The following is a 20,932-nucleotide window of genomic DNA, read 5'->3' as shown; positions in this document are numbered from 1 at the left end:
CCGGTCACCGCTTCGGTTCGATCCTGACCGAGGCCGGGTCAAAGTAACTGCCGTCGGGGCCTCGCCCGTGCCGGGCGGGCATGATGGTCACAGTCATCAACGCGTCGAGGATGGCGCGCTTCCGGCCGAGGTCTTGCCGCTTCCACGTGGCCCGCGTGTCCTCCGTGCCGACGACCCCGGCGAACACGTTCCCCTGGCTCGCTGCGGTGATCCGGTTTTCGATGTCCTTGAGCTGGTTCCGGAGCCGGATACTTCCCGTGCTGAGCTGGCGGGCGTCGATCTCGCCGTCAGCGTGCAGCGTGGCCAGCTCGTCGAGCCGGGCCCGCAGGGTGACGGCTTCCACGTGCAGGGGCGCCACGTCCTCCCCTTGGTCCTGAAGCGACAGATCAGCCGCATCCGGCCGGGACAGTCGCTCGATGATCAGTTCCTCTACGTGCTCGTCCAGCAGTTCCGCCGTCCGCGTGACGTGGTTGCCCGGCCGCTGGGCGCCTCCGCGCGGTGGGCGGCACCGGTAGTAGGGCCTCGTGGCCGGGCCGGAACGGGAGCAGATGACGGTCTCCCCGCACCCTCCGCAGATGTAGAGGCCGGACCCGAGCCAGCGAGCCCGGTTGCCCGGTGACGTCCTGCGCGCCGGGTCGTTCAGCAACGCGACGACCGCGCGCCAGGACTCTTCGGGGACGATGGCGGGCCAGGAGGCCTGGCCTACCACCTCGCCCTTGTAGACGGCGAGGCCAGCGTTCCTGGCCCGCCGGAGCATGTCCCGCAACTCGACCGTGTTCCACTCCTTGCCGCGCGACGTCTTAACGCCTGCCGCGTTGATCGAGCGAACGACGGACCGCAGGCTCGCCCCCGCGAGAAGGGCCTCCGTCGCCTTGACGATCTCGGCCGCTTCGGCCGGCTCCACCGTGACGCCGTCTTTCAGGAAGCCGAACGGGCGGATCCCGCCGCTGTACTCGCCGTTGGTCGCCTTGCGCAGGCGGGCGTTCGCTACGCGGCGGGCCGTATCCCGGGAGGCCTTATTGGCCACCGCCACCATGACCCGCGCCATGGTGATATCGGCGTCGTTCGCCAGCCGCAGCGACCCGGTGACGGACTCCACCGGAGGCCGGGGCTTCCTCAGCTCGACGGCGTCGATCAGGTCTTCAAGGTCGCGGGGGTCACGCACGGCCCGGTCAAGGTCGTAGGCAATCAGCGCGTCGGCCTCGCCCGTCGACAGCCACGCGATCGCGTCGCGCAGGCCGGGCCGGACGGTCCGCAGGCCGTAGGTGCCGTCCGGGAGCTGGATCTTCCGCCGTTTGTAGGCGGACACGTCGTTCTCCACCACGACCTTCCAGACCTTCCAGCCCAGGCGGTCGGCCAGCCCTCGGCAGTGTTTCTCCTGGTCGTCGACTCCGGTCGTGTCCTCATCGCGGGCGTCGCTGATCCGGCACAGGATCACGACTCTGTGGGGGGTGTACGTGCTCATGGTTTAATGGTGTCACAAATGGTGTTTCGGCAAGACCACGCTGCTGTCGAGCCTGCTGTCCCTCGCCGACCCCGGTGACCGGCTGCTCCTGGTGGAGGACTCCGCGGAGCTGAGGCCGGAGCACCCGCACGTGGTGCGCCTGGAGTCCCGCCCGGCCAACCTGGAGGGAGTGGGCGGCGTCTGCCTGCGCGACCTCGTCCGCCAGGCCCTCCGGATGCGCCCGGACCGCCTTGTCGTCGGCGAGGTGCGGGGCGCGGAGGTCGTCGACCTCCTCGCCGCGCTGAACACCGGGCACGAGGGCGGCTGCGGCACCCTCCACGCCAACACCGCGACCGACGTGCCGCCCCGGCTGGAGGCCCTGGCGTGCGCCGCGGGTCTCAGCCGCGAGGCCGTCCACAGCCAGATCGCCGCCGCTCTGGACGTGGTCATCCACCTTGTGCGCGGGCACGCCGGCGGCCGCCGCAGGGTGGCCGAGATCTGCATGATGGTCCGACGCCCCTCGGGTCTGGTGGACGCCGAACCGGCCCTCACCTTCCCTGCCGGGGGCGAGGCGATTCCCGGCCCCGGGTTCGCGGCCCTCAGGGAGCGGATCCCGGGCCTCACCACCGTGGCGGTCCGCCCGGACTCCGGTGCCCCGGAAGCATGGTCATGACGGCGGCGGCCGTGTTCCTCGCAACCCTGGCCGCCTGGCTGTGGACCGGGCCGGATCCGGGGACGGCGCGTCTCCTCCGGATGGGCCGCCGTCCTTTCCGCCGGGTTCCGCCCCTGAAGGAGCGGATCACCGGCCGTTCCAGGCCCGCCAGGCGCGCCGCGGCCTGGCGGGCCGCCTCCCTGGAGCTGTGCCAGGGGCTGGCGGCCGAGCTGACCGCGGGGCGGGCACCCGGTGAGGCGCTGGCCCGGGCCGCGGCGGTCGTGGAGTTCCCCGACCCGGTGGTGGTCCGGCCGCTGGTGGCGGCGGCGAGAGACGGGGGAGACGTTCCCGCCGCCCTGCTGGCCGCGGCGCCGCAGCACGGGGGAGAGGCGTTCCGCGGGCTGGCCGCCTGCTGGCGGGTGAGCACGACCGCCGGGGCGGGGCTGTCGGTCCTCGTCGACCGGGTGACCGCCTCGCTGCGGGAGGCCCAGGCACATCGCCAGGAGGTCGCCGCCCAGCTCGCCGGTCCGCGTGCCACCGCACGCCTGCTGGCGGTCCTGCCAGCCCTCGGCCTGGTCATGGCCACCGGTCTCGGCATGCGGCCGCTGCACTTCCTGTTCGGCGGTCCGGCGGGGTTCGGCTGCCTGCTCGCCGGATTGGCGCTCGACGGCTGCGGCCTGTGGTGGACCCACCGCCTGGCGGCCCGCGCGGAACGGTCCTGACCGTGGGGCGGGAGACGGCACCGGAAGCCCGGAGGAAGGGCGGCCCCGGGCCGGGAGGCGGTGGGTCCAGGTGCCCGCGGGCACCGGAGGCGGCGCGTTCGGGAGCAGTGAGCACGCGGAGGAACGGAAGCCGAAGAAGCGTGAGACCCGGGAAGCGCGAGGTCCGGGAAGCGCGAGGTCCGGGAAGCATGAGGAACGACTCGGGGAGAGACAGATGATCGGACTGCTCACCGTCATGCTCACCGCGCTCGCGGGCTGGCTGTGGATACCACCCGACGACCCGGCCCGGCGCGTCCACCGGATTCACCGGGCCGGGCCGGCTCCGGGCCCACCGGGATCCCCGGGCCCGGCGGCTCCGGCAGGCCCGGGGATCCCGGGAAGGACGGGAGCGCCACGGGCGGGAGGTGAGGCACCCCCGTTCCGCCCACCCGAGGCGAACGGCGCCCAGGCCGCGAGACGGCGGCTGGGCCGGAGAGAGACGATGTGCTGCGCCGCCGTGGGCGTCGCGGTGTTCCTCCTCGTCGAGGATGCTCCGGGGGTCGCCGCGGGAGCGCTCGGCGCCGTTGTCACGTGGGTGATGCTCCGCAGGCGAGAGCCTCCCGGGCCGCACCGTGAGCACGACCGTGTGGCGGCCGACCTGCCGCTGGCGGCGGACCTCATGGTCGCCTGCCTCCGCGCCGGGCAACCGGTCACCGGGGCCGTCGACGTCACGGCCGAGGCGATCGGCGGGCCGATCGCGGACCGGCTGGCCTGGGTGGGCGGGCAGTTGAGGCTGGGCGCGGCACCCGAGAGCGCCTGGCGGGCCCTCTCGGCCGACCGCCCGCTGGCTCCTCTCGCGCGGACGATGAGCAGGACGGCTCTCAGTGGTGCCCCGGTGGCCGATGTCCTCACCCGGTTGGCCGACGACTCCCGTCACGAGGCACGAGCCGCGTCCTCCGCCGCGGCCCGTCGAGTCGGAGTTCAGGCCGTCGCCCCGCTCGGACTCTGTTTCCTGCCCGCCTTCGTCCTCCTCGGGATCATCCCCGTCGTCGCCGGTCTCGCCGGTGAGGTGCTCCTTCCCTGACGCCCGGTCATGGCGTGGCAGGGGAAGGGGCTCCGCGGCGTGTCCTGCGCCCCGTCGGCGGGGTTTCGTGTCCGGCTGACTCCGTTTCCATGGCGTTCGGTACGGCGGCGGCTCTCACACGTGCGGCGAGGGCCGTCTTCTACGTCAGAGCCGTCGTCCATCCCGAGTTCGCCGCGTCGATCGAGAAACCGAACCGGGAGGCCCGCGGCGATCTCGGCAGGGTCTTCGGCAGGGTCTTCGGCTGTGCCGAGTCCGTGGGCGAACCGCGTTCAGGGATCGACCACGACACGCTCGTCCGGCTCACCCTCTCGATCATCGATGGGCTCATGGGGGTGATTCTCCTGAGTCCGTTCGAGGATCCGGGGGTCCATGAGGCGACCGTGGACGCTGTGGTCCGCCTCGTCACCGAGCCGGTCAGGCGGGCCCGGGAAGGTTCCCGACCTCGTCGATGACGATTTCGGGCGTCTCCCACAGACCCCGCCGCCGCTCGCCGTGCGCTTCGGACGGGGAGCAAGGTTTTCCACAGGAAGCCTCCTGGTCTCCGGGTTATCCCCAGAACGCCGTTCGCCTCCCTCTGCGCCTACCCGCATCGGCGACCCTGGCTTCGCAGGCACCGGGCATGGGGTCCGGTCGCGGCATCCAGGAGGAGACATGGTTCGTTCGCCGAGTTCACCCGCCGCCGGCTCGTTCTCCGGCTGCGTCCGCAGGGGGCCGCTGCGCAGCGTGCCGACGCTCTCGCCGGACGGGTGGCGCGTACGGTCGCGGCGCTGGGCGGGGAGGTTGTCCTCGCGGGCGCGCGAGGCTCTGGCCCGGCGGACGGCCGCCCTCACCGGCCCAGACCGTGACCGTGGCATGTCCACCGCCGAGTACGCCGTCGGCACGATCGCCGCCTGCGCGTTCGCCGCACTGCTCTTCAAAGTGGTCACGAGTCCGGAGGTCCAGGAGATGATCTCCAAACTGATCAATCGAGCGTTGAACGTGGCCGGATGAGCCCGGCGAACGCACTCGCCTCTCCCCATTCGAGATCTCGCGTCCGTATCCGTCCGAGGCCGGGTGCCCGAGCTCATCAGTCCACCAGGCTCCGCCGGTTCGCTCGGTCCCGATGGTCTGTCCGGTTCCATCGGCTCGGGAGGCCGGTTGGCCGGCTCGGGAGGCGGGTTGGCGCCCTCGCCCGCCCGCGCCGTTCCGGGGGGTCGGTGACCGCCGAGACAGCCGTGGTGCTGCCCGCCGTCGTGGTGGTGCTGGCCGCCGCTCTGTGGGCGGTGGCGGCGGTCGGGGCGCAGCTTCAATGCGTCGACGCGGCCCGGGCCGGTGCCCGGGCCGCGGCCCGGGGAGAGCCCGCAGAGCGGGTGCGTGCCGACGTTCTCGCCCTCTCCCCGGTGGGGGCGTCGGTCAGGGTGGACGTGACCGCGGAGACCGTCCGGGTCGAGGTCGCCGCGCGTGTCCGGCCTCGCTGGGGTTCCACGCTTCCCGCTGTCGAGGTCGGTGCGTCCGCCGTCGCCGCGCCGGAGCCCGGAGTTCCCGGTGCGCCGGAAGCGTCCGGTGGGTCCATGGGGGAGCCGTGAGCCGGGGAGGCACGAACAGCCTGACGGACCGTTTCATCCGAGGCCGAAACGGCGAACGGGTGAGGCGGGGGCGAGGAGCGGCCGACGCCCGGCAATGGGGACGAGGAGCGGCCGACGCCGGGAGAGCGCAGATGAGGAGCAATCGACGCCCGGCAGCAGGGACGAGGAGCGAGCGGCCGGCACCGGGGGGGCAGACGAGGAGCGGTCGGCGCCCGGGAGCGTTGCCGGCGAATGGTCGAGGAGCGGCAGTGGGTACGGTGACGGAAGCGAGCACGGTTCGTGACCATGGGCACGAAGGCGGGGCGGCGGCGCGGAGCCGAGCCCGGCGAGAGCGAGGGTCGGCGACGATCTGGGCGGTTGCCGTGGTGGCGGCGGTATGGGCCGTGGCGGCGGCGCTCATGGCCGTCGGCGCGGCCAGGGTGGGAAGACATCGCGCGCAGAGTGCCGCCGACCTGAGCGCGCTCGCCGCCGCCCGGCTGGCCTTCGTCGTTCCCGACCGCGGATGCGCGCGGGCCGAGGCGCTGGCCCGGGCCAACGGCGCAGAGGTCACCGGATGCGCCGTCGGCCAGGACGGCATCGCCGACATCCAGGTGACCGTACGGTTGTCGCTGCCCGTTCTCGGTCCTCGGCCGATCACCGCGCTCGCCCGGGCCGGGCCGGTGTACATCGCCGAGTCCCCGGCGGATCCGTCGGTGGGCCCCTGAGGCGGCTGACCGGTCGTCCGGCGGAGCCGTTCCGCGGGAGTACGGCTCGGCAGCCATGCGGAAGCGCGTTTCGCGCTACGCCGAAGGGCTTTCCCGAAGGGCGCGGGCTCATGAGCCGTGTCGGGGTTTCCCCGTCGGATTCCCCTGCCGCGCGGCTTCGCGTCGCGTCAGGGGCTTTCCCGAAGCGCGCGAGCTCATGAGCCGTGCCGGGGGTTCCCCGCGCCGCGCTAGGAACGTGTCCCGAGGGAGAGCAGGACGGCGAGGAGCCGGAGTGCGCCGGCCTTGTCCAGAGGTTCGTTTCCGTTGCCGCACTTGGGCGACTGGATGCACGAGGGGCAGCCGTGGTCGCACTCGCAGGAGGCGATGGCCTCGCGGGTGGCCGTGAGCCAGTCGAGGGCCCGGGCGTAGCCGCGCTCGGCGAAGCCGGCGCCGCCCTCGTGGCCGTCGTAGACGAAGACCGTGAGCAGGCCGGTGTCGGGATGCAGTTCGGTGGAGACACCGCCGATGTCCCAGCGGTCGCAGGTGGCGAAGAGCGGCAGCAGGCCGATGGAGGCGTGTTCCGCCGCGTGCGCGGCCCCGCCCAGGTCCAGGCCCTCCTCGGCGAGAGGGGTGATCACGGAGACGGGCAGGGTCCACCAGACCGCCCGGGTGCGCAGGGTGCGTGGCGGCAGGTCGAGGTCCTCGTCCCCGAGGAGCTCGCCGCTCTGGGTGCGGCGTTTGAGATACGACACGACCTGGCGGGTGACCTCCACCGAGCCGAAGTGGAGCTCACCCGGGCCCAGGGGCCGCGAACACAGTGATTCGAGGATGGAGATCTCGGTGACGTCCCGGGCGAACGTCGTGTAGTCCGGTGTCCCGGCCTCCACGAGGGCCACCCCGGCGTCCAGGTCGAGCTCCTCCACCAGGAACGTCTCCCCCTGATGGACGTACACGGCCCCGGCGTGCACGGTCGTGTGGGCCGAGGGTTCGTCCACGGTGCCGAGCAGCCGCCCGGTGGACGCCTCCACGACCTGGACCGGCGAGCTACCGGCTCCCCGGATGTCGGCGAGGTCGGTGGCCCGTTCCCGCTTGGTCCAGAACCATCCGGTGGCGCGCTGCCGGAGCAGCCCGTCCTCGACGAGGCCGGCGAGCACCTCCTTGGCGGACGGGCCGAAGATCTCCAGGTCGTCGGGGGTGAGCGGGATCTCGGAGGCGGCGGCGCACAGGTGCGGGCCCAGCACGTAGGGGTTCCCGGGGTCCAGCACGATCGCCTCGACGGGCCGGCCGAACAGGGCCTCCGGGTGGTGGACCAGATAGGTGTCCAGGGGGTCGTCCCTGGCGATGAGAACGGCCAGGGCGTCCTGCCCCTCCCGGCCCGCCCGGCCGGCCTGCTGCCAGAGGGAGGCCCGGGTGCCCGGCCAGCCCGCGATGAGCACGGCGTCCAGTCCGGACACGTCGACGCCGAGTTCCAGCGCGTTGGTCGTGGCCAGCCCCAGCAGCTCACCGGACCGGAAGGCCCGCTCCAGCCGCCGGCGGTCGTCGGCGAGATACCCGGCCCGGTAGGCGGCCACCTTGCCCGGAAGGCCGGCGGGCATCCCGGCGCCGCCGCCGGGTGTCCTGATACCGCCGGTGGGCGTCCTGGTGTCATCGGCGGGCGTCTCCACCTCACCTGAAGGTGTTCCGGTGCCAACGGCGGGCGTCTCCGCGTCGTCGGCGGCCGTCCTCGTGCCGCCGACGGGCCTTCCCACGTCGGCGGCCAGGTCCTCCAGCCTCGCCCGGGTGGTGAGGGCCACGGACTCGGCGGCGCGGCGCGAGCGGACGAAGGCCAGGGTGCGGACCCCTCCGGCCACCAGGTCGGCGAGCAGCTCGGCGCTCTCCATCGTCGCGGGACGGCGCACGGGGGCGCCGCCCTCGCCGCGCAACTCGGTCAGGGGCGGCTCCCACAGGGCGAAGGTGGTCGTGCCCCGGGGAGAGGCGTCGACGGTCACCTCCTCGGCGGGCAGGCCGGTCAGGAGCGCCGCGAAGGCGCCGGGCTCACTGGCGGTGGCCGAGGAGAGCAGGAAGACCGGGCGGGAGCCGTACCTGGCGCAGACCCGTCGCAGCCGGCGCAGGATCTGCGCCACGTGCGAGCCGAACACGCCCCGGTAGCCGTGGCACTCGTCGACCACGACCACCCGCAGCCGCCGCCAGAAGGCCGACCACTGGGCGTGCCGGGGCAGCAGGGTGCGGTGGAGCATGTCGGGGTTGGTGAGGAGGTAGTTGGCGTGCCGCCGGGCCCACGCCCGTTCCTCGAAGGAGGTGTCGCCGTCGAAGGTGGCCGCGCGCAGCTCCGGCGGGTCGAGCTCGGTCAGCGTGCGCAGCTGGTCGGCGGCCAGCGCCTTGGTCGGCGTCAGGTAGAGCACCGTGCCGCCGTCGAGCACCTCGGAGACGGCCGGGACGAGATAGGAGAGGGTCTTGCCCGAGGCGGTCCCTGTGGCAATGATCACGTTTTGCCCGCCGCGGGCCAGTTCGGCCACCTCGATCTGGTGCCGCCACAGGCCGCTGACGCCCAGGTTCGCCCAGCGCGTAACCAGGCGTTCGTCCACCCAATCCGGCCAGCTCAACGGCGCAGCGGGCCGGGCCGGGACGTGCTCGACATGGGTCACTCGCGCCCGACGTGCGGGAACGTCGAGCAGACGGGCGAGCGCGGAGCCCGCCCGAAGCGGCGAAGATGAGAGCGGAGTCACTGGTTTCCAGTCTTGCATCTGTGGGCAGAGTCGCCGGGAATCGTGATTTCGTATAGACACTGAGCGTACGCATGGTTGAATGCCGCGCGTCAGGGCTTGTCGTCTGGGGCCGCCCGGCCCCGGGGAGTCACGCCTGAATCGGTACTTTCGCAGGCAAGGCGCTGGAGGATCTGTGGATCTGAAGTTGGACCACCATTCCGAGGACCGTCTCACCATCGTCGAGGTCGAGGGTGAGATCGATGTCTACACCGCGCCCAGATTGCGTGAGCTCCTGATCGACCTGGTCAACAAGGGAAACTTCCACCTCCTGGTCAACATGGAGAAGGTCGACTTCCTCGACTCCACGGGCCTTGGTGTCCTGGTCGGCGGGCTCAAGCGAGTTCGGGCGCACGACGGCTCGCTGGAGCTGGTCTGCACCCAGGAGCGCATCCTGAAGATCTTCCGGATCACCGGTCTGACCAAGGTCTTCGGGATCTACGCCTCGGTCGATGAGGCCAAGGAAGCTCACGGCCGAGACAAGTAGTCATGGCCACCGTCGAGCTGACGTTCAGCGCGCTTCCCGCCCACGTCCGAACGGCACGCCTGGTCGCCACCGCGATCGCCAGGCGCACCGGGGTGGAGGAGTCGGTGCTGGACGAGGTACGGCTCGCCGTCGGGGAGGCGTGCTCCCGGGCCGTCGAGGCGCACCGCCTTCACTGTCCGGGGGAGCCGATCCGCATCGAGCTCTCCGACGACCTGGGGCGTTTCGAGGTGACCGTCACCGACTCGGCCCCCAGCGACGAGTTGGAGCATGATCGCGGGATGTTACGGATCGATGATCCGCTCGGGCAGCTCCCCGATACCCTGATGTCCGGTTTCGGCATCGCGGTCATCGCGGGACTCGCGGACGAGGTCCAGGTCTATCCGAGCCCCAAGGGCATGCGCATCCGCATGAGCTGGCCCGCGGCTCCCAACGGCCTGCCCCGGATCTGACCCGGCCGCGGCCGGGACGGACCCGATCCGACGTTCATGGATTCCGGTAGCCGGGTGCCTCACCGGGGCACCCGGCCGTCCGCGCTCTCGATCCCTCATTTTCGGTCAAAGCATAATTTTTGCCCCTGAAGACCGAAAAATGCTTGAAACCTGGTTCCGGGCGCACCGTGTCAGACGAATCGACCTCGTCGGCGGGCTTCTTGACAAGGTTCGGCCAAACACGCTGTCAATTCACCGTGCGCGGAGGCTTTATATCCGCAGCGACGCTGCGTAGACTCCCTGGACCGGCCAAGGTTTGTCCTTCGGACCGGCCCGTCAGCGGGCCCGGCCCCCGGAGGAGGTCTGCGGACGCAACCGGAAGCGGCACTGCCAATACCCGGATGTGTGCCGCTTCTGTCGACCATCCACGGCGGCGCACTCCGGGCAGGACGTGAACCCGTCTTGCCGAGGAGAGTCGGATGTCTGTGCTTCGATCAGCCGTTGCCGATGAGCCAGCGGTATCCCTGAGCGGTTCCCACTCCACCATTGTGATCGTCGTGGCCGTCGTGGCCCTACTGGCGCTCGCCGTAGCGGGTGTCCTGGTGCGGGAGGTGCTGGCCGCCGGCCAGGGCACCGAACGCATGCAGAACATCGCGCGAGCCGTACAGCAGGGAGCCTCCGCCTATTTGGCGCGGCAGTTCCGGACGCTCGCGATCTTCGTGATCCTGATTCCCTTCCTGCTCTATCTCCTCCCCGCCCCCTCGACCGGCACGGCCATCGGCCGGTCGGTCTTCTTCATCGTCGGAGCCCTGTTCTCCGCGCTGACCGGCTTCATCGGAATGTGGCTGGCGGTGCGCGGCAACGTCCGCGTCGCTGCGGCGGCCCGCGAGTCGGGCGAGAAGCGCGCGATGCGGATCGCCTTCCGCACCGGCGGCGTGGCGGGCATGATCACGGTCGGTCTCGGCCTGCTCGGCGCGGCCATCGTGGTCCTGATCTACCGGGGCGACGCGCCCGCGGTGCTGGAGGGCTTCGGCTTCGGCGCCGCGCTGCTCGCCATGTTCATGCGGGTCGGCGGCGGCATCTTCACCAAGGCGGCCGACGTCGGCGCCGACCTGGTCGGAAAGGTCGAGCAGGGCATCCCCGAGGACGACCCGCGCAACGCCGCCACCATCGCCGACAACGTCGGTGACAACGTCGGCGACTGCGCGGGCATGGCGGCCGACCTGTTCGAGTCGTACGCGGTCATGCTCGTCGCCAGCCTCATCCTGGGCAAGGTCGCCTTCGGCACCGAGGGCCTGGTCTTCCCCCTGATCGTCCCGATGATCGGGGTCATCACGGCGGTCATCGGCATCTTCACCACCGCCCCGCGGAGCGGTGACCGCTCCGGCATGAGCGCGATCAACCGCGGCTTCTTCATCTCGGCGATCATCTCGGCGGTGCTCGTCGCCGTGGCCGCCTTCCTCTACCTGCCGAGCAGCTTCTCCGAGCTGTCCGGAGTGAGCCCGCAGATCGCCTCCGTCACCTCCGACCCGCGTCTGATCGCGATCGGCGCGGTGCTCATCGGCCTGGTGCTGGCCAGCGCCATCCAGATCCTCACCGGCTACTTCACCGAGACGAACCGCCGCCCGGTACGGGACATCGGTGAGAGCTCGCGCACCGGTCCCGCCACGGTCATCCTGTCCGGCATCAGCGTGGGCCTGGAGTCGGCGGTCTACTCGGCGTTGATCATCGGCGCCGCCGTCTACGGCGCGTTCCTGCTCGGTTTCGGCAACGTCACCATCGCCCTGTTCGCCGTGGCGCTGGCCGGGACCGGCCTGCTGACCACGGTCGGTGTGATCGTGTCGATGGACACCTTCGGGCCGGTCTCCGACAACGCCCAGGGCATCGCCGAGATGTCCGGCGACGTCGAGGGGGAGGGCGCCCAGGTGCTCACGTCGCTGGACGCCGTGGGCAACACCACCAAGGCCATCACCAAGGGCATCGCGATCGCCACGGCGGTGCTCGCCGCTACCGCGCTGTTCGGCGCGTTCCGGACGTCGGTCGAGACGGAGCTGGCCAAGGCGTCGGCGAGCGTGCAGGGGGCGCTGGGCAGCTTCAAGACCTTCAGTCTCAGCGTCGACTCCCCGAACGTCCTGGTCGGCCTGATCATCGGGGCGTCGGTGGTGTTCCTGTTCTCCGGCATGGCCATCATGGCAGTCGGCCGCGCGGCCGGGCGGGTCGTCTTCGAGGTGCGCGAGCAGTTCCGTACCAAGCCGGGCATCATGGCCGGGACGGAGCTGCCGGACTACGGCAGGGTGGTCGACATCTGCACCCGTGACTCGCTGCGGGAGCTGGCCACGCCGGGTCTGCTGGCCGTTCTCACCCCCATCGCGGTCGGCTTCGCCCTCGGATACGCCTCCCTCGGCGCCTTCCTCGCCGGGGCCATCGCCTGCGGCACCCTGATGGCGGTCTTCCTCGCCAACTCCGGCGGCGCCTGGGACAACGCGAAGAAGCTCGTCGAGGACGGCCACCACGGTGGCAAGGGCTCCGAGGCGCACGCGGCGACCGTCATCGGCGACACCGTCGGCGACCCGTTCAAGGACACCGCCGGTCCGGCGATCAACCCGCTGATCAAGGTGATGAACCTGGTGGCGCTGCTCATCGCTCCGGCGGTGGTGGCCTACGCCGACAACCCGGGACTGCGGATCGGCGCCAGCCTGGTCGCGGTCGCCATCGTCGTCAGCGTGGTGGTGATCTCCAAGCGCCGGTCGGCGAGCATCGCCCCGGCGGAGGACCGGCCCGCCGACCGGGAGCCGGAGCAGATCCCGAGCTGAGGACCGCCCTCCGGCTCCACCCCCGGGAGGCGGGCTGAGCCGGAGGACGGGTACGGCCGGCGGAACCGGATACGGCCTGCGAAGGCCGGGCCGGGTACGGCCGGGCGAGGTCCGTGAAGTCCGTGAAAGGGGTGCGCCGGAGCGGCGCACCCCTTTCACGTGTGCGGGGTGGTGCGGTGGGAAACTGGACCACGTGACTTCTCCACTTCACGCGGCGAGCGGCCGTTCCGCCCCGGACCCGCGGACCGCGCCGGGGAGGCGGTCGCGCCGGACCGTCCCGGCGCCCTTCTCCCCGGACCCTACGGAACGGCGGATCTGATGGAACAGCAGCCCTCCGGGGGCAAGACGCTCCTGCTCATCCTGCTGGGGATGGCCGTGGTGTTCGCGGTGATCGTCGGGCTCGCCATATGGGCGTCGGGGTGACGGCGCGCACGCTGGTCGTCCTCAGGCACGCCGAGGCCGCCACCGTCCCCGGCCTGGCCGACCGTGAGCGTCCGCTGACGGCGCGCGGCGAGCGAGACGCCCGCGAGGCGGGCGAGGCACTCGCCGGTCTGGGGCTGCGTCCCGAGGTGGCGCTGTGCTCACCCGCGCTGCGCACCCGGCGGACGGCGGAGCTGGCCCTGCCCGACACGGACGTCAGATTCGAGTCGGGCATCTATGAGGCGTATCCGGACGAGCTTCTTGAGCTGCTCAGGCGGAGCGACCCCGAGGTCCGCACGCTGGTGCTGGTCGGCCACAACCCCGGCGTCCACGAGCTCGTCATGGGTCTCGCCGGCGCGGACGGCGGCGACGGCTTCCCGCCCGGCGCGTTCACCGTCCTGGAGACCGAGGACGAGTGGATCGGACTCGGCGCGGGCCGCGGGGTCGCCCGCTGGGCACCGGGAAGGCGCTGAGAGACCGCCGTGAACCAGCCGGGGCGGCACTGAGGGGCCGCCCGTGAACCAGCCGGGGCGGCGCTGAGAGGCCGGCCCGTGAACCGGCCGGGGCGGGTCTCCACCCCGGCTCACGGGCTCCCGGACGGAACGGCGCGCGGAGCCGCTCCATCCGGGATCGGCCGCGCTCACGGCTTCGGCGAGACGACACCGTCCTCGGCGTCGGCGGCCTCGACCTCGGCGCGCGGGATGCCGAGCAGGTAGAGGATCGAGTCGAGGTAGGGCACGTTGACCGCGGCGTCGGCGGCCTCGCGCACCACCGGCTTGGCGTTGAACGCGACGCCCAGGCCGGCCGCCGAGATCATGTCCAGGTCGTTGGCGCCGTCGCCGATGGCCACGGTCTGGCTGATCGGGATGCCCGCCTCCCGGGCGAAGCGCTCCAGCGCCCGCGCCTTGCCGGGGCGGTCGAGGATCTCGCCGACCACCTGGCCGGTCAGCACGCCGTCCATCACCTCCAGGGTGTTGGCCGCGGAGTAGTCGATCCCGAGGTCCTCGACGAGGGCATCGGTGAGCTGGGTGAACCCGCCGCTGACGATCGCGAACCGGTAGTCGAGCCGCTTGAGCGTCCGTACGAGCGTCCGCGCACCCGGGGTGAGCACCAGTTCCTTGCGGACCGTGTCGAAGACCGACTCGGGCAGGCCCGCCAGCAGGGCGACCCTGCGGCGCAGCGACTCGGCGAAGTCGATCTCGCCGCGCATCGCCTCCTCGGTGACCTTGGCGACCTCCGGCAGGCAGCCCGCGTGCGCCGCGAGCAGCTCGATCACCTCGTCCTGGATGAGCGTGGAGTCGACGTCCATCACGATCAGCCGCTTGGCCCTGCGGTACAGGCCGCTCCGCTGCACGGCCACGTCCACCTGGTGCGCGTGCGCGGCGGCGGCGAGGCTGGCCCGCAGCATGTCCGGGTCGGCGCCGGAGACGGACAGCTCGATGCTGGTCACGGGATAGTTGGACAGGCGCTCGATGCGGTCGATGTTGGCCCCGGCCGCGGCGATCCGGCCCGCGATGCCGGCCATCGCGGCGGGCTGCAGGGGCGACCCCAGGACGGTGACGTGCAGCCGCCCGCGCCGCCGCTTCTCCTGCAGGTCGGTTCCGGTGGTCAGCTCGACGTGCAGGCCCATGTCCTCGGCGATGCGCTCGACGGCGGTCCACATGGCGCCGAGGGTGCCGCCGGTGCCGGTCGGCGGACCTCCGGAGTAGGCGACGAGGACACCGAGGGTGAGCCGGCTGCGGATGACGACCTGCTCGATGTCGGCGACGACGACGGGGAAACCGGCGAGGACGGAGAAGAGCCGGGAGGTGACACCCGGCCGGTCCGGCCCGGTCAACGTGATCAGGAGCGTGCGCTGGTTCATCGCCATCTACGCTACTTGGCCGCGGAAAATGCCGTGGATGCGGTTCACCATACGGACGCCTGGAGTTCGCCCCCGCCTTACAACCGGCGCATCCCCTCATATGCCGGTGTGCGGGGCTCGCGTCCGGCGCGGCATCCGTGTCCGGTGCGCGTGGGACCCGTGCCCGGCACGCGGAAAGGCCCCCGCCTTCCGGCGGGGGCCTTCGCGCGGTTCACCGCCGCCCGGGAACCCCGGTCAGCGCACGACGTGCGTGCTGTACCGCTTGCCGTAGAGCCAGCTCTTGACGCCGAGACGCTCCAGCTCCTCGCGGCTCAGGTTCTCCGCGCCGTTGGGCACGTCGAAGGCCAGAACGCCGAGGGAGGTCTTCAGCGTGCCCTTGGCGCTCTTCTTGACCTTCATCTCGAAGGTGAAGGAGACCGAGTCGCCGACCTTCATGGTCTTGTCGACCGCGCAGAAGGCGAACTGGTCCTCGCTGACGCACGCGCTCTTCTTGGGGCCGTAGTAGGACCACTTCCCGGCGATGTCGACGCCCTTGGGGGCGCCCACCACGATGTAGTACTCCCCGGCCTTGGACTCGTAGGGGCCGGTGTTCGTGGCCTTGAGGGAGTAAGTGATCTTTCCGCCGGGGCGGACCTTCTTCGAGGCCGAGCCCTTGACGGCGAAGACCGAGAACGGGTCGTCGGCCTTCTTGGACGCGGAAGCCGCGGAGGCCGTGGAGGCCGCGGCGGGGGAGGTGGAGGCCGCGGTGGCCGGGGCGGCGAACAGCATCGCGCCCGCGAGCGGGGCGGCCACGGCGAGGGTGGCGATCTTGGAGATCGGGTGGAGCATTAAACGTCTCCCAGTAGAGGGGGGAACGGGGATATCGCACGTTCCCCGTGAAAGTCCATGATTTTTACCACATTCGACGGTAAAGAGGGACTGGAATTCGGGCCCCCGGGGAGTCGATTGATGTATCGGCGGTGAACCGGTGGAACGCCGGAACCCCTGCCGGGGACGCCGGAGCCCCTGTCACCCCGGGCCTTCCGGGTCCTGGCGGTCGATTCCCCGGTTCATTCACCGGCCGTTTTCCGCCTGGTCCTGAACCGTTCCAGGGCCGGAACCGCCCGGCGGGCCTCACCGCCGGGCGGGCGGCCGTGACGGATCGGGCGCCGATGATTTCCCCACCCCTGGAATTCGTTTCCGGCCGGCTGCGCCTTCGATGTCCGGTGGCCGGTGCGCGACCCCTTCGGAGCCGGCCGGGAGAGCCGTACGTCAGCGGGTGATCAGGTGGACGTCGCCGAACTCATGCCACAGGTAGCCCTCCCCGAGGGCCTGCGCGTAGGACCGGGAGAGCAGTTCGTCGCCGGTCAGTGCCGACAGCATCAGCAGGTGGCTGGAGCGCGGCTCGTGCAACCCGGTCACCAGGCCGTCCACGACCCTCACCCCGGACCGCGGGGTGACGAGGTGGGTGGTCCAGCCGCTCGCGGCCCCGATCCGGCCTCCGGGCAGGGCGGCCGTCTCCAGCGCCCGCACCACGGTCGTGCCCACCGCGACCACCCTGCCCCCGGCCTCGCGCGCGGACGCCACCTGCCGTGCGGTGGTCTCCGGCACCTCGAACCTCTCCGGGTAGGGCGGCTCGTCCGCCTCCGGCGAGGCGACCCCGGTGTGCAGGGTGATCGGCGCGACACCGATCCCGCGCGACACCAGCTCGGTCACCAGGGCGGCGGTGAACGGCCGTCCGGCGCTCGGCATCTCCGCGCTGCCGGGCCGCAGAGCGAAGACCGTCTGGTAGTCGGCCAGCGGCCAGTCCCGGCCCACGTAGGAGTAGCGGATCGGCACGCCGTACCGGCGCAGGTAGCCGAGGACCTCGCGGTCCAGCCGGGCCCGCCACAGGCGCGGCGTCCGCCGCTCCAGGAGACGCAGCGTGGCTCCGCCGGGCAGCGGCAGCCACTCGCCGGGCACGCCGCCCGGGTACGGCTCGCTCGCGCCCGTTTCGCCGTCCACCCGGGCCGTCCCCCCGCCCGCCGCTCCCGTACCGTCGCCCGCGGTCCCGGTGGGCCGTCCCGCACGGCGGCGCAGCTCCACCAGCCAGGTCCCGTCCTCGCACTCGGTGGAGAAGTGCACCGCGAGCCGGTCGAGCCGGACCGCCGCCGGGAGCGTGGCGGAGTTGTTGACCACCAGCAGGTCACCGGGTTCCAGCAGCCGGGGCAGGTCGGTGAACCTGTGGTGGCCGATCTCCCCGGTGCCGCGCCGCGAGACCAGCAGCCGCACGCCGTCACGGGCCAGTCCCCGCGCCTCGGGCGGCTCGTGGGCCTCCAGGCCGTCCGGGAGGGTGAAGCCGCCCGCGCTTCCGGTGAGGAGACCGTCCGCGCCGCCGGAGAGGCCGCCGGAGAGGCCGTCAGGGAGGCCACCGGGGAGGCCGTCAGGGAGGCCGCCGGGGAGTCCGGAGAGCGTGACGTCGCGCGCGCCGCTCATGAGTGGCTCACCCGCCCGCTCGGCGGGCGCTCCGCCACCAGCCGTCGCAGTGTGGGGACCACCTTCTCCGGCGGGGAGGCCGCCGCCGCCTCCTGCTCACCGACCGCCTCGGCGAGCATGGCCGTGTTCATCTCGCCCGGGTCCACCCACCAGACGGCGACGTCCGGCTCCTCGGCGGCCAGGACGTTGGAGAGCTGCTCCAGGGCCGCCTTGGTGGCCACCGTAGCCGCCCCAGCCCTCGTACGCCTCCACGGCCGCGTCGGAGGTGACGTTGACGATCGCGCCGTGGCGCTCCCGCAGCCCCGGCAGCGCCGCCTGGATCAGCGCCAGCGGGGCCAGCACGTTGGTCCGCAGCAGCTCCTCCAGCTCCCCGAGCGGGTAGCGGGACAGCGGCGGCAGCGGGACCGCGCCCAGCCCCGAGGCGTTGTTGACCAGCAGGTCCAGCCCGCCGTGGTCCTCCGCGGCCCGGACCAGCCGGTCCCGGTGGGCCGGGTCGGCGACGTCCCCGGCAAGGGCGAGGGCGCCGAGGCCGCCTGCGGCGGAGCGCAGCGCCTCCTCTCCCCGCGCGGTGAGGATGAGGCGCCAGCCGTCGGCGGCCAAGGAGCGGGCCAGCGCCAGCCCGAGCCCGCGGGAGGCGCCGGTGATGAGTGCTGTCTTCGTCATGTCCCCGACGCTAGGAACCGGCTCCGTTCCGCACATCGGCCACCGGCAGCAGGACCCCGGGGGCCGATGGTCCTAGGACCGCCGCCCCAGCCGTTCCACCAGGCAGGACGTCTAGAGTTTCCATCTGTGAACGTGATGGGCGCCGGGGGCTCCGGAAACGAGGATCGGGACGACGTCCTGCACGCGGTGAGCTCCGCCGTCCTCGCGGTCACCAGACACCTGTCGGTCCGGGAGGTGCTGCAGGTGATCGTGCGGTCGGCGCGCCGGCTGCTGGACGCCCGCTACGCCGCGCTCGGCGTGCCCGACGACGACGGGGCGTTCGCCGAGTTCGTCGCCGACGGCATCACCGACGAGCAGTGGGAGGCGATCGGGCCGATGCCCCGCCAGCACGGCATGCTGGGCGCGATGCTGCGCGAGGGGGCGCCCGTCCGGCTGCCCGACATCCGCAGGGACCCCCGGTTCGAGTACTGGCCGCGCGCCCACCCGGTGCTCAAGGACTTCCTCGGGGTGCCGATCCGCGACGGCGACCGGGTGCTCGGCATCGTCTTCCTGTCCGACAAGCGGACCCCCGGCGGCTTCACCGAGGCGGACCAGAGGCTGCTCACGCTGTTCGCCGCGCACGCCGCGATCGCGCTGACCAACGCCCGCCTGTACGAGCGCGGCCGAGAGCTGGCCCTGGCCGAGGAGCGCACCCGGATGGCCAGGGAACTGCACGACGCGGTGACCCAGAAGCTGTTCTCGCTCCGCCTCACCGCCCAGGCCGCGAGCTCCCTGCTGGACCGCGACCCCGGGCGGGCCCGGCGGGAGCTGGAGCGGGTGGAGCGGATGGCCGGGGAGGCGCTGGCCGAGCTGCGCGAGGTGATCGTCGAGCTCCGCCCGGCCGACCTCGACCGCCACGGCCTCGCCGAGACGCTGCGCAAGCACGTGCGGCTGCTGGACCGCCTGCACCCGGCCGCCTTCTCCTTCGAGGAGGCCCCGGTATGCGAGTTCGAGCCGGCGGCGGGGGCGGCCGTGCTGCGCGTCGCCCAGGAGGCGCTGCACAACGCCGCCCGGCACGCGGCGGCCCGGACGGTCACCGTACGGCTCGGCTGCGAGGGCGACCGGCTGGTCCTGGAGGTGCGCGACGACGGGCGGGGGTTCGACGTGGCCGCCGCGACCGGACGGGGGCTGGGCGTCGCGTCGATGCGCGAGCGGGCCGGCGCCCTGGGCGGGGACGTGCGCGTGACGTCGCGGCCGGGCGCCGGCACGCTGGTGCGGATGGAGGTCCCCGCGTGATCCGCGTCCTGATCGCCGACGACCACCCGGTCGTACGGCAGGGCCTGCGCACGTTCCTGGACCTGCAGGACGACCTCGACGTGGTGGGCGAGGCCGCCGACGGCGCCGAGGCGCTCGCCCTGGTGGAGTCGCTCGCCCCGGACGTGCTGCTGCTCGACCTGAGGATGCCGGTTCTCGACGGCCCGGGCACGCTGGCCCGCCTCGCCGGCCGGGAGGGCGGCCCGCGGGTCCTCGTGCTGACCTCGGTCGGCGACCCGGAGGACGTCGCCCCGGCGCTGCGGGCGGGGGCAGCCGGGTTCCTGTACAAGGACGTCGATCCCGGCACGCTGGTCCAGGCCATCCGGACCGTCCACGGCGGCCAGGTGCTGCTCGCCCCCGAGGCCGCCGGCGCGGTGCTGTCGGCCGCCCCGGGCGCTCCGGCCGGCCCGGTCGCCCCGGCGGACCCGGCCTCGCCCGCTCCGCCCCGGCGGGGAGCGGGCCCGGTGGCGCCGCTGACCGGCCGCGAGCGCCAGGTGCTCGCGCTGATCGCCTCGGGCCGGTCCAACCGGGAGATCGCCCGCGAGCTGGCGGTGGCGGAGAAGACCGTGAAGACGCACGTCTCCAACGTGCTGATGAAGCTGGGCGTGCAGGACAGGACGCAGGCGGCCCTCTACGCCGTCCGGCACGGCCTGGCCTGAGCGACCGGATCGTGACCGGCACGGCCTGGCCTGAGCGACCGAGTCGTGTCCGCCGCGGCCCGGAGCGGGGCCGCCGATCCGGCTCCCGCCCCGGCCGGACGGCCGGACCCGCCGGTTGGTTTCGCTGCGGGATCATCTCGCAGCGGGACGATTTGTTAGGCTCGCACCATGACGAGCGGTATGACGACGAGCGCGCCCCCGCGAACCGTTCGCGACCTCACCGGCATGCTCATGCACGCCGGCCACGTCCTGACGACCCGGTTGACCGCGGCCCTCGCCGAGATCGGCATCACCCCGCGCGACCAGTGCGTCCTGTGGCACGCGGCCGAGGCCGAGCGCACCCAGATCCAGCTGGCCGAGCTGGCCGACCTCGACAAGACCACGATGGTCGTGACGATCGACAAGCTGGAGAGAGCCGGATACGCCGAACGCCGCCCGTCGAGCACCGACCGCCGGGCCCGGATCATCTCGGTCACCGAGGAGGGCATGCGGATCGTCGCCGAGGGCGCGAAGATCGTCGATCGCGTTCACGCCGAGGTGCTCGCCGCGCTGCCCGAGGGGGAAGGGGAGGCGTTCGTCAACGCGCTGACGCGACTCGTCGGCGGCCCCCTCGCCGAGCCCGAGGAGGGATGCGGGGCGGTGCGCCGGTCCCGTCAGGCCCGCTGAGTTCACGGCGACCTGTGTTCATTGCGACGCTGTGTTGATGGCGACGCTGCGCGTCGCGGCTCGGGGGCTTGAGCCCGGTGTCTTCCCTCGTCACTCCGCCGCTCCGCGGCTGCGTTCCTCAGTCCAGACACCGGCGCCCCCTCGCTGTGTTGATGGCGACGCTGCGCGTCGCGGCTCGGGGGCTTGAGCCCGGTGTCTTCCCTCGTCACTCCGCCGCTCCGCGGCTGCGTTCCTCAGTCCAGACACCGGCGCCCCCTCGCTGTGTTGATGGCGACGCTGCGCGTCGCGGCTCGG

Annotated in this window: 20 protein-coding genes and 1 pseudogene; 14 read left to right on the top strand and 7 right to left on the bottom strand. The window is 72.5% G+C overall.

Translation table 11 applies throughout. The features are described from left to right. Window positions 1-4: 4 nt before the first annotated feature. Window positions 5-1,465: a recombinase family protein gene (locus tag IEZ10_RS23030; protein ID WP_189248591.1), complete on the bottom strand. Its 1,461-nt coding sequence runs from the start codon at window positions 1,463-1,465 to the stop codon at window positions 5-7. 28 nt (window positions 1,466-1,493) lie between these two features. On the opposite strand from IEZ10_RS23030, the pseudogene IEZ10_RS23025 reads away from it, so the two are divergent. From IEZ10_RS23025 to IEZ10_RS40020, 7 genes and pseudogenes are all read left to right on the top strand, one after another. Then, window positions 1,494-2,117: pseudogene (locus tag IEZ10_RS23025) on the top strand (ATPase, T2SS/T4P/T4SS family); the annotation flags it as partial. Between the two features lie 11 nt (window positions 2,118-2,128). Beyond that, window positions 2,129-2,818 carry a type II secretion system F family protein gene (locus IEZ10_RS23020; RefSeq protein ID WP_229811545.1) on the top strand — a complete coding sequence of 230 codons (690 nt, stop codon included), beginning with the start codon at window positions 2,129-2,131 and terminating at the stop codon, window positions 2,816-2,818. Window positions 2,819-3,299: 481 nt separating this feature from the next. Beyond that, window positions 3,300-3,881: a type II secretion system F family protein gene (locus IEZ10_RS23015; RefSeq protein WP_189248589.1), complete on the top strand. Its 582-nt coding sequence runs from the start codon at window positions 3,300-3,302 to the stop codon at window positions 3,879-3,881. Between the two features lie 89 nt (window positions 3,882-3,970). After that, entirely contained in the window at window positions 3,971-4,333 is a 363-nt protein-coding gene (locus IEZ10_RS23010) for a hypothetical protein (protein ID WP_189248588.1), read from the top strand. A gap of 199 nt (window positions 4,334-4,532) precedes the next feature. Then, window positions 4,533-4,871 (top strand): DUF4244 domain-containing protein, encoded by a 339-nt coding sequence (locus IEZ10_RS40310; protein WP_308426295.1) that lies wholly within the window; start codon window positions 4,533-4,535, stop codon window positions 4,869-4,871. A 206-nt stretch (window positions 4,872-5,077) separates the two neighbouring features. After that, window positions 5,078-5,446: a TadE family type IV pilus minor pilin gene (locus IEZ10_RS23000; RefSeq protein WP_189248587.1), complete on the top strand. Its 369-nt coding sequence runs from the start codon at window positions 5,078-5,080 to the stop codon at window positions 5,444-5,446. 257 nt (window positions 5,447-5,703) lie between these two features. Then, the gene (locus tag IEZ10_RS40020) at window positions 5,704-6,150 is read left to right on the top strand and encodes an Rv3654c family TadE-like protein (protein ID WP_373287413.1); all 447 of its coding nucleotides are present in this window, start codon (window positions 5,704-5,706) and stop codon (window positions 6,148-6,150) included. A gap of 227 nt (window positions 6,151-6,377) precedes the next feature. Here IEZ10_RS40020 and IEZ10_RS22990 read toward each other — a convergent pair whose 3' ends face one another. After that, a complete protein-coding gene (locus tag IEZ10_RS22990) occupies window positions 6,378-8,873 on the bottom strand; it encodes a DEAD/DEAH box helicase (RefSeq protein WP_189248585.1) in 2,496 nt (831 codons plus the stop codon). Between the two features lie 154 nt (window positions 8,874-9,027). Here IEZ10_RS22990 and IEZ10_RS22985 point away from each other — a divergent pair, with 154 nt between their 5' ends. From IEZ10_RS22985 to IEZ10_RS22970, 4 genes are all read left to right on the top strand, one after another. Next, complete coding sequence (locus IEZ10_RS22985) at window positions 9,028-9,378, top strand: STAS domain-containing protein (RefSeq protein WP_030916965.1); 351 nt, start codon at window positions 9,028-9,030, stop codon at window positions 9,376-9,378. Window positions 9,379-9,380: 2 nt separating this feature from the next. Continuing rightward, entirely contained in the window at window positions 9,381-9,827 is a 447-nt protein-coding gene (locus tag IEZ10_RS22980) for an ATP-binding protein (protein WP_189248584.1), read from the top strand. A gap of 458 nt (window positions 9,828-10,285) precedes the next feature. Then, window positions 10,286-12,619 (top strand): sodium-translocating pyrophosphatase, encoded by a 2,334-nt coding sequence (locus IEZ10_RS22975; RefSeq protein WP_189248583.1) that lies wholly within the window; start codon window positions 10,286-10,288, stop codon window positions 12,617-12,619. A 419-nt stretch (window positions 12,620-13,038) separates the two neighbouring features. Continuing rightward, window positions 13,039-13,512: a SixA phosphatase family protein gene (locus IEZ10_RS22970; RefSeq protein WP_229811543.1), complete on the top strand. Its 474-nt coding sequence runs from the start codon at window positions 13,039-13,041 to the stop codon at window positions 13,510-13,512. A gap of 167 nt (window positions 13,513-13,679) precedes the next feature. Here the strand turns inward: IEZ10_RS22970 and serB are convergent, their stop codons facing one another. The 5 genes from serB to IEZ10_RS22950 all read right to left on the bottom strand — a co-directional run bounded on the left by serB (window position 13,680) and on the right by IEZ10_RS22950 (window position 18,020). Then, complete coding sequence (gene serB / locus IEZ10_RS22965) at window positions 13,680-14,903, bottom strand: phosphoserine phosphatase SerB (protein ID WP_189248581.1); 1,224 nt, start codon at window positions 14,901-14,903, stop codon at window positions 13,680-13,682. Between the two features lie 234 nt (window positions 14,904-15,137). Further along, a complete protein-coding gene (locus IEZ10_RS22960) occupies window positions 15,138-15,731 on the bottom strand; it encodes a hypothetical protein (RefSeq protein ID WP_189248580.1) in 594 nt (197 codons plus the stop codon). Window positions 15,732-16,154: 423 nt separating this feature from the next. Then, complete coding sequence (locus IEZ10_RS22955; RefSeq protein ID WP_189248579.1) at window positions 16,155-17,357, bottom strand: S-adenosylmethionine:tRNA ribosyltransferase-isomerase; 1,203 nt, start codon at window positions 17,355-17,357, stop codon at window positions 16,155-16,157. Next, window positions 17,354-17,476, bottom strand: a complete 123-nt coding sequence (locus IEZ10_RS40015; protein ID WP_268246353.1) for a hypothetical protein — start codon at window positions 17,474-17,476, stop codon at window positions 17,354-17,356. The genes IEZ10_RS22955 and IEZ10_RS40015 overlap by 4 nt, the downstream gene beginning before the upstream one ends. Further along, entirely contained in the window at window positions 17,454-18,020 is a 567-nt protein-coding gene (locus IEZ10_RS22950; protein WP_229811542.1) for an SDR family NAD(P)-dependent oxidoreductase, read from the bottom strand. The genes IEZ10_RS40015 and IEZ10_RS22950 overlap by 23 nt, the downstream gene beginning before the upstream one ends. Before the next feature lie 135 nt (window positions 18,021-18,155). Here IEZ10_RS22950 and IEZ10_RS22945 point away from each other — a divergent pair, with 135 nt between their 5' ends. The 3 genes from IEZ10_RS22945 (at window position 18,156) to IEZ10_RS22935 (ending at window position 20,638) form a co-directional block, all read left to right on the top strand. Further along, complete coding sequence (locus IEZ10_RS22945; protein WP_189248767.1) at window positions 18,156-19,295, top strand: GAF domain-containing sensor histidine kinase; 1,140 nt, start codon at window positions 18,156-18,158, stop codon at window positions 19,293-19,295. Further along, a complete protein-coding gene (locus IEZ10_RS22940; RefSeq protein WP_189248578.1) occupies window positions 19,292-19,972 on the top strand; it encodes a response regulator in 681 nt (226 codons plus the stop codon). The genes IEZ10_RS22945 and IEZ10_RS22940 overlap by 4 nt, the downstream gene beginning before the upstream one ends. A 168-nt stretch (window positions 19,973-20,140) precedes the next feature. Then, complete coding sequence (locus IEZ10_RS22935) at window positions 20,141-20,638, top strand: MarR family winged helix-turn-helix transcriptional regulator (RefSeq protein WP_229811541.1); 498 nt, start codon at window positions 20,141-20,143, stop codon at window positions 20,636-20,638. Window positions 20,639-20,932 lie beyond the last annotated feature (294 nt).

The organism is Streptosporangium pseudovulgare (genome assembly GCF_014648055.1).
Classification (GTDB): Bacteria; Actinomycetota; Actinomycetes; order Streptosporangiales; family Streptosporangiaceae; genus Streptosporangium; species Streptosporangium pseudovulgare.
The sequence above is the reverse complement of the archived record's forward strand: the minus strand, read 5'-3'. Positions and strand labels throughout refer to the sequence as shown.

What these genes read in the sequence shown, in the direction of transcription:
- IEZ10_RS40015 (WP_268246353.1), bottom strand. Translation starts at nt 17,476, where the DNA reads ATGCTCGCCGAGGCGGTCGGTGAGCAGGAGGCGGCGGCGGCCTCCCCG.
- IEZ10_RS22935 (WP_229811541.1), top strand. Translation starts at nt 20,141, where the DNA reads ATGACGAGCGGTATGACGACGAGCGCGCCCCCGCGAACCGTTCGCGAC.
- IEZ10_RS22990 (WP_189248585.1), bottom strand. Translation starts at nt 8,873, where the DNA reads ATGCAAGACTGGAAACCAGTGACTCCGCTCTCATCTTCGCCGCTTCGG.
- IEZ10_RS22950 (WP_229811542.1), bottom strand. Translation starts at nt 18,020, where the DNA reads ATGACGAAGACAGCACTCATCACCGGCGCCTCCCGCGGGCTCGGGCTG.
- IEZ10_RS23015 (WP_189248589.1), top strand. Translation starts at nt 3,300, where the DNA reads ATGTGCTGCGCCGCCGTGGGCGTCGCGGTGTTCCTCCTCGTCGAGGAT.
- IEZ10_RS22975 (WP_189248583.1), top strand. Translation starts at nt 10,286, where the DNA reads ATGTCTGTGCTTCGATCAGCCGTTGCCGATGAGCCAGCGGTATCCCTG.
- serB (WP_189248581.1), bottom strand. Translation starts at nt 14,903, where the DNA reads ATGAACCAGCGCACGCTCCTGATCACGTTGACCGGGCCGGACCGGCCG.
- IEZ10_RS23030 (WP_189248591.1), bottom strand. Translation starts at nt 1,465, where the DNA reads ATGAGCACGTACACCCCCCACAGAGTCGTGATCCTGTGCCGGATCAGC.
- IEZ10_RS22980 (WP_189248584.1), top strand. Translation starts at nt 9,381, where the DNA reads ATGGCCACCGTCGAGCTGACGTTCAGCGCGCTTCCCGCCCACGTCCGA.
- IEZ10_RS40310 (WP_308426295.1), top strand. Translation starts at nt 4,533, where the DNA reads ATGGTTCGTTCGCCGAGTTCACCCGCCGCCGGCTCGTTCTCCGGCTGC.
- IEZ10_RS22955 (WP_189248579.1), bottom strand. Translation starts at nt 17,357, where the DNA reads ATGAGCGGCGCGCGCGACGTCACGCTCTCCGGACTCCCCGGCGGCCTC.
- IEZ10_RS23010 (WP_189248588.1), top strand. Translation starts at nt 3,971, where the DNA reads ATGGCGTTCGGTACGGCGGCGGCTCTCACACGTGCGGCGAGGGCCGTC.
- IEZ10_RS22960 (WP_189248580.1), bottom strand. Translation starts at nt 15,731, where the DNA reads ATGCTCCACCCGATCTCCAAGATCGCCACCCTCGCCGTGGCCGCCCCG.
- IEZ10_RS22945 (WP_189248767.1), top strand. Translation starts at nt 18,156, where the DNA reads ATGGGCGCCGGGGGCTCCGGAAACGAGGATCGGGACGACGTCCTGCAC.